Genomic DNA, 13,622 nt, shown 5'->3' on the forward strand with positions numbered 1-13,622 from the left:
GATTTAATACCCCTCTGGTACGGCTGTCTGTGAAATACGTTTTCTGAAAATATAATAGGACCAAGCAGTATAAGCTAACACGAATGGTAAAATGCTTAAAGAAATCCACGTCATAATTTTTAGTGTATATGGTGTGCTTGTTGCATCTTTAATCAACAAATCAAAACCTTCACTACCAATCATAACACGTGGGAACAAGCCACTGAACAAGAGAGCAACTAGTACAACTAATGTTAAACCACTCGCTAGAAAAGCTAACATCTCTTTGCGTTTAAACACCCCAACATTGGCAATGACCGTTAAGACCACAATTGCTAACGTTAAAATTAAAGTGACCGCAAAGTTCTTTTCATAAAAGTCCGTTTTGAAGTACATCAACACTGCAAAAACAACTAAACCGACATATAAAACGCCGTATAAGATTTCTGCATAATTTCGAGCACGTTCGCGAATTGGGCCTTCTGTTTTTAAAGCAATATAGTTCATGCCGTGTAAGTAGCAAAGTAATGTTAAGGCTACTCCACCAACAATTGAAAACAGATTAAAATAATCCGTAAATTGCGCATGCATATTGCCGTTTGCATCTAAAGGCATTCCTTGGACTAAGCTGATAAACAAAATACCAAAGAAGAACGGTACAAGGAAACTACCAATTGATAGCGTCCAGTTCCACATCCGACGACGTTTACCTTCCGGCATGTTGTGGCGGAATTCAAAGGAAACTCCGCGAATAATTAAGCCAAATAAAATCGTAAATAGAATTAAATAGTAGCCACTAAATAATGAAGCATACCAATATGGGAAAGAGGCAAACATTGCGCCGCCCGCTGTTAATAGCCAAACTTCGTTTCCGTCCCAGACAGGTCCAATTGTTGCAACGACTTGATCTTTTTCGTCGTCATTGTGTGCCAACGTTTGAACGGCCATTCCAACACCAAAGTCAAATCCTTCTAAGAAGAAGAAACCTGAGAACAAGACGCCGATAAGGACAAACCATAATAATTGTAGTGTACTCATTCGCCAAATACCCCCTTATCAAATGGATCCAACGCTGGTTCATTTTCTTTCGCTAATTTTTTCGCTTCATAGTCTGGTCCTTTACGTAATTCTAAAATAACCAAGTAAACCATGACACTACCTAAACCAGCAAATAATAAGAAATAAATGACATTTGACGTAATTAATGAAGCAACCGATACATTTGGTGAAACACTTTGTTCAATCGTAAATAATCCATAGACAGTCCACGGATAACGACCTAATTCAGTGACTAACCAACCTGTTGTATTGGCAAGGAATGGTGCGAATGTACATAAAGCAACAATCCACAGCATCCATTTCTTCTCGTACAGCGATGGTTTTTTCTTCCTTGTAAAGAATAGTCCTAAGGCAGCAACCAATAACATTAAGGCACCAAAACCAGCCATGATACGGAAGCTCCAGAATAAAGTGTTAACTGGTGGATAATAATTTTTATCATCCCCATATTTTTCTACCAAGCGCTTGTTGACTGTATCCATCCCATCAACCGAACCTGATAATTTATTATACGATAAAATACTTAGCATATACGGAATATCGATACCAAAAACTTGTTTATGTTCCCGTTCATCTGCCCAAGCAATCAATGTCCAAGCAGCAGGATCATCAGAGTCTTCATAGGCCCCTTCCATCGCCGCAAATTTCATTGGTTGTCCTTCAATTAGAGCTTTCATTTGCAAGTCGCCAGCTAATAAAACGCCGATTGAACCGAACAAAGTAACCCATAAGCCAATGCGCATAGATGCTTTGTGGAATGAAATATCCCGTTTTTTCAACAATTGGAAAGCAGCCATACCAGCTACTGCCATGCCGCCCAATGTAAAGGCGCCCATGATAACGTGTGAAAATTCATACCAAACTTTTGGATTGCTGATGACAGCTACAAAGTCCACCATTTCAGCACGGCCATTATTGATGACATAACCTACTGGATGTTGCATAAAACTATTGGCAACTAAAATCCAGAAAGCAGACATCATTGAACCGAATACGACTAACCAGATAAAGGTTACGTGAACTTTCGGATTCATTTTATCCCAAGTGAAGATCCATAAACCTAAGAATGTTGACTCTAAGAAGAAAGCTAAGAGCGCTTCTACCGCCAACGGTGCCCCAAAAATATCTCCGACGAATCGAGAATAATCAGACCAGTTCATCCCAAACTGAAATTCTTGAATAATCCCGGTTACAACCCCAACAGCGAAGCTTAATAGGAATATATTTCCCCAAAACTTGGCCATTTTACGATAACGTTCCTCTTTTTTCACAACGTACATTGTTTCCATAATTGCTACAACAAGTGCTAATCCTATTGAAAACGGTACGAAGAAAAAGTGGAAAACTGTTGTCATCGCAAATTGGATTCTCGCCAATGTTACAATATCAAACATATTATTTCCTCCCTGATTTGCCTCCACACAAAGAAACAAGCTTACCTGAATTGTTCATTTCCATTAGCGATGACTCCTTTTATCTACGAAACTAAAAGAAAATTCAAGTGAACTTTTCCAAAAAGTGTGAAAATGCATGTAATATAGAATAATTCCAATCTAAGTATACAACTTTCTGAGGCAGAAACCAAACAATACAGAAGCATTTCTCACAATTTTTTTAGGTGCTACCAAGATTTCTTCCCTTTCTTCTATCAATAAAAAAAGCCCTTCCTAAAAAAAGGAAGAACTAATCTCAATCTATCAACATTTTGACTTATCACTTGATTAGTTTTCGAAAATTGAAACAGCTCGTCTTTGATGATAAAAATTCTAATCTTGTGATGAAAATTACGGATTGCTTGAGGTGATAGTTTGTTTTTTAACAACATGGCTATAAAACAGGGGAGAAAAAGCCAAATCAAAAAAGTTTGTTTTGGTACCATTCCAAACAACATGACTCTAAAACTGCTCGCAGTTTCCGCTCGAACTGCTTTTCGTTTTGGTACCATTCCAAACAACATGACTCTAAAACATTAACGTAGTTGATTCAGAAAAACCAAGCGTTTTGGTACCATTCTAAACAACATGACTCTAAAACCTCGGAGAATTATTTTTTCTCCATGATTCCGTATTCGCATCACTTATCCATAGCTAGATTTCAGTTTAGAAGGTCTGAATTTTTTCTTCACGTTTATTATACCAAACTTTCTCCTTCTTGGCGGAAAAACCCACCATTTTTCAATGGTGGGTTTTCTTTATTTAGTAGCTGTAACAGCGAGCCAGATTTCACTATACTTAGCTTCTGCTGGTCCTTGATATTGCGTAAACGAAATTTCTGGTGCTGCAACGACTTGGTAACCAGATGAAGGCAACCATTCAGAGAATATCCTTGCCCAGGTTTCTTGTAAAGTTTGTGGGAAAGGACCTTCATTTGGAAAAACCGCCCATGTATGAGCAGGTACGCTTAGTTGCTCCAAATCTTCATAGGTATTTTCTTGCGAAGTGGCAAAGCCAATCATGTGTGTCATTTCTCCACCCTCTGTTGTTCGTCCCTCTTGAAAGTCAAAAGAAGCATTTACTACTTGATGAGGATATACATCATCAAATGTATGCATTTCCGCTCGTTGTTGTGGTGTAATGCGCTGTGCTAATTCCATGATTGCTTGATTTTCCCCTTGATACTGCAAGGGAACCTTCTGACTAACTCCGACTATTTGAAACGCTGGTTTTTCAATCAATTTAACATCCATTGATTGTCCTCCTTTAATATCAATATAGAAAGAGAATTTAGGGAACGTTTTTTGGATTTGTGTTTTCATTACTTCAGAAGGGGCTTGTCCTGTCCAATCGCGAAAAGCTCTTGAGAATCCTTCAATACTTTGATAACCATATTTAAAAGCTACATCTGTCACTTTTTCACCAGCAAGTAATGCTAAATTTGCTTCCGCCAAACGTCTCTTTTTAATATATTCAGCCAGACTCATCCCCGCAACAAACGAAAAAGTTCGTTTGAAATGGTAAACAGAAATCCCTGTCTTTTTTGCCAATTCATCGAAGGATACTTCTTCCGTTAAATGTTCTTCAATATAATCCATTGCTTGATTTAAATTTGCGAGCATCCGTGTCCCTCTCTTTCTATTTGAAAGTTTACTAAAGACCAACAAGGATGACTTGATTATTTAGAGCCAACATTCGTCAAGTCGCTACTCTTGATTCATAGCGGCTTTTAAGGCCTGCGCTAAAGCACTTTCTTCTGGTTCGTCTGGTTGTGAATATTTTTTCATCAAACGACGTTCTTCATGTTTAGTCATTTTTTGTTTTCGTTCTTTTTTATCGGGAATTTTTTCAGTAATCGAACAGAATTTACATTTGAAAGAACGACCATTTTTTCCTTCTATGATGACCATTTTTTTATGGCATTGTGGGCAACGGTGATTGGATACTTTAGGATCTTTTCGCCGACGATAAGAACATTCTTGGTTTGTACAAACGTAAATCTTCCCATCTTTCGTATTTTTTTCCCGTAAGTTTGAGCCACAATCTGGACATTTTTTTTGCGTAATGGAAAAATCTTGATATTTTTTCTCGCTTTGTTTAATTTCACGGACTAATTTTTTCGTATCCTCTTCAATATCCTTTAAGAAAAGTTGACTCTTTTGTTGACCCGAAGCGATTGCTTCGAGCGACTTTTCCCATTTTTCCGTTAGTTCAGGTGTCACAAGTGATGGATTCACCAAGTCTAATAGTTGCTTTCCTTTGGCAGAGATACTTAAACCGCTATTGGTTCGTTCCATCAATTCTGATTTAATCAGTTTTTCAATGATTTCAGCTCGCGTTGCCGGTGTGCCTAAACTGTGTTTCTCCATTTTTCCTAACAACGTTCCTTCGGTTAATGGTTTTGGCGGCGACGTTAATTCTTTGTTAATGGTAAAGTTTGGCGCAACGGTCATGCCTTTTTGCCATTGGACAGTGGATAGCGGCTGTTCGGCTGTTGTTTTCCAGCCAGCAACAACTACTTTATTTTGATGAAAGACAAATGTTTCTTTTCCAAAAGCGACTGTAACTTTTGTTTGTTTGGTTTGGTTTGGCTCAGCAAACAAACCTAAGAATCGTTGAACAATCATTTGATAGATTTTTTGTTCATCATTGCTTAGCTTTTCATAACGAGGACGTTGTTCAGTTGGAATCAACCCATGGTGATCCGTGACTTTTGCATTTTGGAAAACTTTTTGTTGTTTAACAACAGCCCCATTTTTAAGGTAGCCTTTCACTTCAGGTGAAAAATCAGCAATGGCTTGAAGTCGTTCTTTCATCGTTCCTTTCATATCCGTTGTTAGATATTTGCTGTCAGTTCGAGGATAGGAAACAATTTTATGGGTTTCGTATAAACTTTGTACAAGAGACAACGTTTTCTTTGCAGAAAATTGGAATCGCTGGTTGGCTTCACGCTGGATTTCGGTTAAATCATATGGTAACGGCGCATTTTCTGTTTTAACTTTTTCTTGGATATCGGTAACTAAGCCCTTTTGTTTTGAGAGTTCTTTGACTAATTGTTCTGCTTCCTGCCATTCTTTTAAAGCGTATGGATTTTTTTGGGTCATCTTTGCTTTTTCTGATTCAACAGATAACGAGATAGTAAAATAAGTTTGAGGCTTAAATTGTTCAATCGTTTTTTCTTGTTGGCGTACCATTGCTAAAGTGGGTGTTTGAACACGACCTGCGGATAAGTTATCTTGATATTTCACTGTCAAGGCCCGTGTGACGTTTAGCCCAACTAACCAGTCAGCTTTTGCGCGCGCCAAGGCAGAGTAATACAAATTATCGTAGTCTTTCGCTGGGCGAATTTTCTTAAACCCGTCTTTAATGGCTTTGTCTGTTTGAGATGAAATCCATAAGCGTTTGACTGGTTTGTTAAAACGGACATATTCTAAAATCCAGCGGGCTACTAATTCACCTTCACGACCAGCATCGGTGGCAATCACGGCTTCAGAAACATCTTTACGATTGGCTAATTGTTTAATCGCTTTTAATTGATGTCCCGTTTTCGGTAACGGTTTAATCCCTAAATTCTTAGGAATCATCGGTAAAGTTTCCATTTGCCACGTTTGCCATTCTTTGTTTAAATCTTCTGGCATTTTTAGTCCTAAGAGATGGCCTAAAGCCCAGGTGACAATCACGTTGGGTCCTTCATAATAATTCTTATTTTTTTGATTTGCTCCTAAAACGCGGCTTAAATCTTTTGCTACGCTAGGTTTTTCAGCAATAATTAATTGTTTTGCAACCACTAGTTTCGCTCCTTTTTGAGTGCTATCTTTTCGTATTATACCAAATATTAGCTCGATTTTCTCTAAATTCCGAGAATAGAAAAAGAGTTTAAAGAAAATTCCCTGAGGTTTTTCTTTAAACTCATGCGTTTCAAATAACTTTCCGTTTGCAGAATTTTGTTTTGCCAAAATGATTGGATATTGTGGTAAACTCAGCTTTATTTTCAAAAGTAACCGCATGATGATTTTCTAGTAATGCTAAACCGAAGTATTGTTGTAAATCTTCATCGCATTCTTCACACCAGCGTTCTTCCCCATCATTCCAGAAAGCCGTTAAATAGTTAGGCTTTGTGTTGACGTATGTATAATTCTGAGAAAGTTTTTGCCAAACTTCCACATAATATGTCTCTGCATCGGTCAAGTTATCGAAGGTTTTTTCTTGAACAATGTCCTCTTGCCAATCATCAAAAAACCACCAAGGTTCATTGTCGCCATACATTGTAATTACTTGATACATTGAACCGCTCCTTTTTTTGCTACTGTAGGTATCATAGTCACTTTCTGAAAAAGTTGCAAGGATTTGGTTTCGGACTGAGAAATTTTTGAAATTTATTTTATCCTGCCACTTCTAAAGAAGCAATAAAATCTTCAATCATGCGACGATAACTTTCTTCCGGCGTGGCTTCTTCGCGTTGAAAATAACCTAAAAAACGTAAGGTAATATAACCATGGATTAAGCTACGTAATTCTCGACTTTTATGCAGTCGTTCTTCATTATTAAATGGATAAAAAGCTAAAAGTTGTAAGATAATTTGATTGGTTTCATGGATGCCTTCAATTAATTGTTGGTTTTGCGTTTTCGGCACACTGATAAGTAACTCATAGACTGCAGAATTTTCAAAAGCAAATTGTTGGTACGTTTCAGCATATATCCGAATTGCTTCTGCGCCACTCTTACCCACTAAGGCTCTTCGCAATGCATCATTTAATTCTTGAATTAACAAGTCCACTAGAGCATTTTTTACTTCAGCAATATTTTTAAAGTGATTATAGAGTGAAGGATACTTGATGCCTAAATCAACGGCTAAATTTTGAAAGGTTAATTGTTGAACGCCCAATTCTTCCGCTAGATTGCGGGCACTTTCAAGGATTTTGGCTTTCGTTAAATTCCGTTTTTTTGCCATCTTTCTGACGCCTCCAATTCTTAAATTTTGGACAAGTATTAGTTTATCATATCTATTGACTCTTTTTAAACTATAAATTATAGTTTATAATAATAATTTGTAAACATTATTTTTGAAAGAAGGCTGTTTGGCATGCATATTACCAACCGTTCTCATTTGGCCGATCGTTATGGCAAACGAACCAGTGCAGAATTTTTATTACACGAACGTCCTATTTTATCTTTTCCTATTTCTTTAGCGGCCATTCCTAAAGAAGCCCGCTATTTATCCTGGGAATTAATTGATTATGACACGATTCCTCTAATCGGTTTCCCTTTTATTCATTGGTTAGCTGCCAATGTTCCTGTAACCAATGAGATTCCTGAAGACTTTAGTCGAACAGCACTCAAGCCTACCATTCAAGGAAAAAATAGTCTTGCTTCTCCTTTGGGGAAACAGATGATTCCTGCGCTTGCTACTGAAACGTTACCTGAGTTAACCGAACGTTATCTGGGGTTAAGCCCTCGCTCTGGTGTGCACACCTATACGTTATATGTGTACGCTACAAAAAATCCACTAAATTTAAAAGAAGGCTTTTTTGCGAATGAATTGCATCAAGCATTGAATGATCAACTACTCGCCAAAGCCAAATTTGAATTTCTTTACTAGAAAGTGAGGAAATAGAATGTATGAATTAATTAAAAGTAAAATTTTCCGTCCAAGACAACCTTGGGAAAAAAATCTGCTTGTTTTATGGTTTGGCACATTTATGGCTGGTATTGGCTTTAGCTTAGTGATGCCATTCATGCCTCTTTATATCAACACATTAGGTACTTTTACCCACCAACAATTGAATTTTTGGAGCGGAATCACGTTCTCCTCCACTTTTTTAGTCACGACCATTGTTTCTCCTTGGTGGGGCCGTTTAGCCGACCGAAAAGGACGCAAGTTAATGTTATTACGTGCTTCATTAGGGATGGCTATCGTCATTAGTTTAATGGGCGCAGTCACAAGTGTTTATCAATTGATTGGCTTGCGCTTATTACAAGGTGTTTTTTCTGGTTATATCAGTAATGCGACTGCGTTAGTTGCTACAGGCACACCTAAGGAAAAAAGCGGTCAAGTGCTTGGTACTTTAGCCACTGGTTCTGTTACCGGCACGTTGCTTGGTCCTCTTTTGGGCGGTGTCACTGCGTCTATTTTCGGTTATCGGCCAACCTTTTTCATTACTGGTACGATTTTATTACTCGTTTTTGTTTTGAGTCTCGTCTTTGTCCATGAAGAGTTTGTGCCAATTGAAAAAAATCAAGCCGCATCTGGGAAACAAATTTTAAAAAAACTAGAACATCCCCACGTGATTCTTGGAATGTTTATTACGACATTAATCATTCAAGCTTCCAATAATTCAATTAGTCCCATCATCAGTTTATATATTCAACAATTGTTGGGTGGTCACGGAAATGTCACCTTAATTAGCGGAGTCATTGCTTCTATTCCAGGGATTGCAACGTTAATAGCCGCCCCTCGTTTCGGCCGGTTAGGCGATCGTATTGGCAGTGAACGCATCTTGACAATTGGCTTAATTTTAGCCATTTTCGTTTACCTACCAATGGCCTTTGTTCAAAATGTCTGGCAGCTTGCCATGCTTCGTTTCTTAGTTGGGATTTCCGATGCCTGTTTACTACCAGCTGTTCAAACGTTGATCACTCGTTATTCCCCAAGTGACGCTGCAGGTCGTATTTTCAGTTACAATCAATCTTTCCAAGCGACAGGAAATGTGATTGGTCCTATGATTGGTTCAAGCGTATCTGCCGCTTTCGGTTATCGTGGGGTCTTTATTTCCACTTCTTGTCTGGTTCTCCTTAACCTTCTATGGGTTCGTCGAAGCACCGCCGAATTAAAAAAAGAGAAAAATGATGACTAAGTTATACACAGAAAAGTTATCCACAATTTGAATTTTTAATTTTTCTCTTTTTCTTATTTTAAAAAAAATAGGCATATAAAACAAAAAAGAAAAGCTGATATTTACTGGTTTTATGACCAGCATATCCGCTTTTCTTTTGGTTAACTATACGCTTTTTGTTTCACAACTCGTGAAACTTTTTAGACGTATTGTAGTTCTTTTTCATCTTGGTAGGCGCGATCAATTAAGCCGCCCCCTAAGCATTCCATTCCATCATAAAAAACAACAGCTTGACCTGGAGTGACTGCGCGGGCTGGTTCCTTAAACGTAACGGTTGCTTTTGTGCCATCTTCAGATAAGGAAACATGCACTGGGATATCTGCTTGACGATAACGGAATTTAGCCGTACAGTCAAACTCTTTTGGCATTGGTGTATCAACAGTAAAATGAACCTCACTAGCTTCTAAATGTGTTGCATATAGTTTTTCATGGTGAAATCCTTGTCCTACATATAATGTATTGGTAGTTAAATCTTTCCCAATCACAAACCATGGTTCTTGTGTTTTACCGCCGCCACCAATTCCTAAGCCTTGGCGTTGACCGATAGTATAATACATAAGACCATCATGTTGTCCTTTGATTTCGCCATCTTCTGTCACCATGTTGCCTTTTTTAGCTGGTAAATAATTACTCAAAAATTCTTTGAAATTCTTTTCACCAATAAAACAAACGCCCGTTGAGTCTTTTTTCTTGGCTGTGGCTAATCCAGCACGTTCAGCAATTGCACGAACTTCTGACTTTTCCATGCCACCCAACGGAAACATTGTTTTTGCCAATTGGGCTTGTGATAATTGGCTTAAAAAATAGGTTTGGTCTTTATTATTGTCAATTCCACGTAACATATGCACTACGCCATTTTCATCCGTTTCTACTTGTGCATAATGGCCAGTTGCAACATAGTCAGCGCCTAGTTGCATAGCATAATCTAGGAATGCTTTAAATTTAATTTCTTTATTACACATGACATCTGGATTTGGTGTCCGTCCTAACCGATATTCTGCTAAAAAATATTCAAACACACGGTCCCAATATTCTTTTTCAAAATTGACCGAATAATACGGAATCCCAATTTGATCCGCTACTTTTGCGACATCTTTATAGTCCTCAGTTGCGGTACAGACACCATTTTCGTCTGTATCGTCCCAATTTTTCATAAAGATCCCAATTACATCATAGCCTTGCTCTTTTAAAAGCAACGCTGTGACAGATGAATCGACACCGCCACTCATGCCTACCACGACACGCGTTTTGCTGTTATCTGCCATTTTATCACCATCATTTCAATTAGATTCTGAAATCATCCACGATTTGAAGGTCGTAACTTTTCAGTGCTTTTCATTATACTATTTTTTTGAAATAAGTAAAGCAAGCCGGGCGTATAATGAGAAAATACTTGGAACAAAGACACAGCCAACAAGCTGTTGCTTTCAAATAAACAGAAAACCTGAAGGAACAAGCTACTTTCACTTGTTTCTTCAGGTTTCTCTAAATTATTCTACTTTCTCTAATACACCACGGCTAATTAAGCCATCCATTAAGAAAAAGTATTTTTCTTTACTCATTTCATGTTGTTCATTCTTGAAAATATTCATTGGTTTTAAACCATTTGCCGTTGTAATGGACATTTTCAACTCTTTTAGATCAGCAGTGATCGTAATTTTCAATTTGAAGCCTTCATTTCTCTGAGGCGTTGGATCTAAGGAACGAATCAATTGAAAGTTCCCTGATTTTGTTTCAGTAAAGCCGTTATCTTTTAATGTATAGCGTTTTGCACTAGGATGTACTTTGTAAAAAACTGTTGAGCCTTCAACAGCAGCCGTTGTTGTAAATGCCATGGGTTCCACCTCATTATTTTCATTGTTATCTTCATTATAGCGAAAACCTGTAGCTGCCGCAATCAGATTATTTTTTCAATTGTTGAATCACTGCAACTAGTACTTCAGAAAAAGTCGCAATTTCTTCTGGTGTGTTCCCGTAGCCAAAACTAATCCGGATTGATTCTTTAATAGCTGAGGAATTTTCTCCATACATCGCTGTCAACACGTGCGAAGGATCCACAGTTCCCGCTGTACAAGCCGAGCCTGTTGAAATCGCAATACCTCTTAAGTCCAAATGCATTAAGAGCAAATCACTGGGAATTCCTTTTAAATGAAGATTTAAGACATGCGCTAAACGATTGGTTGGTTCACCATTAATTGAAAAATCAATATTGGCTTCTTCTAACGCTTTTAAAATAATCATTTGAAAACTTTGATAGGCTGTTTTTCTTGCTTGCTTTTCTGCAGAAGTTAGTAATGAAACGGCAGTACCCATGCCAATAATTCCAGCTAAGTTTTCCGTGCCCGCACGTCGTTTTTCTTCTTGTTCCCCACCATGTAAAAGAGGTGGTAATTGGATTGCATCGCTTTTAAATAAAAAACCTACGCCTTTTGGACCATTGATTTTATGAGCGGAAATACTTAATAAGTCGATCCCTAATTCATGAGGTAAAATGACTTCACTTCCATAAGCTTGGACGGCATCTGTATGAAAAATCGCCGAATGATTTTTAAGAATTGCACCAACTTCAGCAATCGGTAATCGATTTCCAATTTCATTATTGCCATACATCATTGAAACCAAGATCGTTTCTTCGCGTAAAGACTTTTTGAATTGATCCATTGAAATCTGACCATTTTCATTCACAGGCAAGTAAGTCACTTCAAAGCCTAACGTTTCTAAGTATTCCATCGTTCGTAACACAGCGGGATGTTCAATTGCCGTAGTAATAATATGTTCTCCTTCCTTTTGACGAGAAAAAGCAACTGCCAAGATGGCTGTGTTATCCCCTTCTGTACCACCACTATTAAAAATAATTTCGTGGGGTTTGGCTTGTAAGCTCTCGGCAATCGTTTGACGCACTTCTTCCAGAAGACCGTGTGCCTTTCGTCCAAACTGATGAATACTTGATGGATTGCCAAAAGTCGTTTGCATATTTTCAGTCATCGCTTGAATGACCGTTGGATGAAGCGGTGTTGTTGCCGCATGATCTAAATAAATGGGTTCCAAATGACTCGTCCCTTTCCTTATGTTCTGGCGTTATTCTAGCATAAAAAGCTTAAAACACAAAATCAGAATACTTTCTCTTCTATTTATAAAAGAGATAAGAAAAATAGGCCCAACACTATTAAAGTTGTTAGACCTATTTCTAGTTTAAGGAATCACTTATTCTCCTTTTGGTTCTAAACGGAATAATGGACTCATTGGTTTATTTTCATGGATACGAAGTAACGCTTCCCCCATTAACTCAGCGCAAGAAATAATATTCAAGGTTGCTGGTTGGCGGTCTGCTGTCGTATAAACAGAGTCAGTAATACTAATTTCCTTAATTGGCGCATTTTCTAAGGTTGCTTTTGCGCCTTCTGATAACAAACCATGCGAGGCGCAAGCATATACTTCTTGCGCACCATTTTTCATTAAAACTTCCGCCGCTGTGGCTAACGTTTGACCAGTATTCAAAATGTCATCAACAAGAATACATTTTTTCCCAGCGACATTCCCAATAACGTAACCTTCTTGACGCACCCCATCAATCTCTTCATGGTCTACAATTGCTAAGGTCGCATCTAAGTACTCCGATAAACTACGTGCGCGTTGAACGCCACTGTTTTTAGGCGAAACAATCACAATTTCTTCCCCTACTAATGCTTGTTGACGATAATAATGAGCGAACAAAGGCATTGTAAATAAATTATCTACTGGGATATCAAAAAATCCTTGGACTTGAACAGTATGCAAGTCTAATGTTAACAAACGTGTTGCGCCTGCCTCTACCAACATATTAGCAACTAATTTCGCAGTAATGGGCTCTCTTGGTTTCGCTGTGCGGTCTTGGCGAGCATAACCATAGTAAGGCAAAATAACATTAACTGTTTTTGCGCTAGCACGTTTTAATGCATCAATTAAAATAAGCAATTCCATCAAATGATCATTTACAGGAGCATTCGTTGCTTGGATGATGTAGACATGATCGCCACGAATACTTTCTTCAATATTAATTTGAATTTCGCCATCACTAAATTGGCGCACGGTGCTTTTTCCTAATTCTGTTCCTACTGATGCTGCGATTTTTTCAGCAAGTGGTCGATTTGCATTTAAACTGAAGATGCGTAAGGTGTCATCTTGATAGTTTTCGGTCATGATATCCTCCGTCAATATAAAATAATAGTCGTTTTCATTCATATTCTACCATTTTTTGTCATAAAAATCATGGGATCCT

12 protein-coding genes are annotated in these 13,622 nt (G+C 38.0%); 2 read left to right on the forward strand and 10 right to left on the reverse strand.

Annotated elements, in window-relative coordinates; all coding sequences use genetic code 11:
* Positions 1-3: 3 nt before the first annotated feature.
* The 6 genes from cydB to IGK72_RS08735 all read right to left on the reverse strand — a co-directional run bounded on the left by cydB (position 4) and on the right by IGK72_RS08735 (position 7,422).
* Positions 4-1,017: a cytochrome d ubiquinol oxidase subunit II gene (cydB, locus tag IGK72_RS08710; RefSeq protein WP_002356976.1), complete on the reverse strand. Its 1,014-nt coding sequence runs from the start codon at positions 1,015-1,017 to the stop codon at positions 4-6.
* Positions 1,014-2,432, reverse strand: a complete 1,419-nt coding sequence (locus tag IGK72_RS08715) for a cytochrome ubiquinol oxidase subunit I (protein WP_002356974.1) — start codon at positions 2,430-2,432, stop codon at positions 1,014-1,016. Before IGK72_RS08715 ends, cydB begins: the two co-directional genes overlap by 4 nt.
* Before the next feature lie 797 nt (positions 2,433-3,229).
* The gene (locus tag IGK72_RS08720) at positions 3,230-4,093 is read right to left on the reverse strand and encodes an AraC family transcriptional regulator (protein WP_002388223.1); all 864 of its coding nucleotides are present in this window, start codon (positions 4,091-4,093) and stop codon (positions 3,230-3,232) included.
* 84 nt (positions 4,094-4,177) lie between these two features.
* A complete protein-coding gene (locus tag IGK72_RS08725; RefSeq protein WP_430619601.1) occupies positions 4,178-6,259 on the reverse strand; it encodes a DNA topoisomerase III in 2,082 nt (693 codons plus the stop codon).
* A 130-nt stretch (positions 6,260-6,389) separates the two neighbouring features.
* Positions 6,390-6,755, reverse strand: a complete 366-nt coding sequence (locus IGK72_RS08730) for a DUF1033 family protein (RefSeq protein WP_002356966.1) — start codon at positions 6,753-6,755, stop codon at positions 6,390-6,392.
* A gap of 97 nt (positions 6,756-6,852) precedes the next feature.
* Positions 6,853-7,422 carry a TetR/AcrR family transcriptional regulator gene (locus IGK72_RS08735; protein ID WP_002356965.1) on the reverse strand — a complete coding sequence of 190 codons (570 nt, stop codon included), beginning with the start codon at positions 7,420-7,422 and terminating at the stop codon, positions 6,853-6,855.
* Between the two features lie 132 nt (positions 7,423-7,554).
* Between IGK72_RS08735 and IGK72_RS08740 the strand changes: the two genes are divergently transcribed.
* Together IGK72_RS08740 and IGK72_RS08745 are read left to right on the forward strand one after the other, a co-directional pair.
* The gene (locus IGK72_RS08740; RefSeq protein ID WP_002356963.1) at positions 7,555-8,070 is read left to right on the forward strand and encodes a YbhB/YbcL family Raf kinase inhibitor-like protein; all 516 of its coding nucleotides are present in this window, start codon (positions 7,555-7,557) and stop codon (positions 8,068-8,070) included.
* Positions 8,071-8,086: 16 nt separating this feature from the next.
* A complete protein-coding gene (locus IGK72_RS08745) occupies positions 8,087-9,325 on the forward strand; it encodes a multidrug efflux MFS transporter (protein ID WP_002362074.1) in 1,239 nt (412 codons plus the stop codon).
* A 179-nt stretch (positions 9,326-9,504) separates the two neighbouring features.
* On the opposite strand, the gene mnmA is transcribed toward IGK72_RS08745, so the two are convergent.
* The 4 genes from mnmA to IGK72_RS08765 all read right to left on the reverse strand — a co-directional run bounded on the left by mnmA (position 9,505) and on the right by IGK72_RS08765 (position 13,543).
* On the reverse strand, positions 9,505-10,629 hold the full coding sequence (gene mnmA, locus IGK72_RS08750) for a tRNA 2-thiouridine(34) synthase MnmA (protein WP_002362075.1): 1,125 nt from the start codon (positions 10,627-10,629) through the stop codon (positions 9,505-9,507).
* A gap of 225 nt (positions 10,630-10,854) precedes the next feature.
* Positions 10,855-11,199, reverse strand: coding sequence for a DUF1831 domain-containing protein (locus IGK72_RS08755; protein WP_002356959.1), 345 nt, complete (start codon positions 11,197-11,199; stop codon positions 10,855-10,857).
* 67 nt (positions 11,200-11,266) lie between these two features.
* Complete coding sequence (locus IGK72_RS08760; RefSeq protein ID WP_023894461.1) at positions 11,267-12,412, reverse strand: cysteine desulfurase family protein; 1,146 nt, start codon at positions 12,410-12,412, stop codon at positions 11,267-11,269.
* Between the two features lie 156 nt (positions 12,413-12,568).
* Entirely contained in the window at positions 12,569-13,543 is a 975-nt protein-coding gene (locus tag IGK72_RS08765) for a ribose-phosphate diphosphokinase (protein ID WP_002379587.1), read from the reverse strand.
* Positions 13,544-13,622 lie beyond the last annotated feature (79 nt).

Origin of the sequence: Enterococcus sp. DIV0183 (genome assembly GCF_050541505.1) — a bacterium.
GTDB classification, from domain to species: Bacteria; Bacillota; Bacilli; order Lactobacillales; family Enterococcaceae; genus Enterococcus; species Enterococcus faecalis.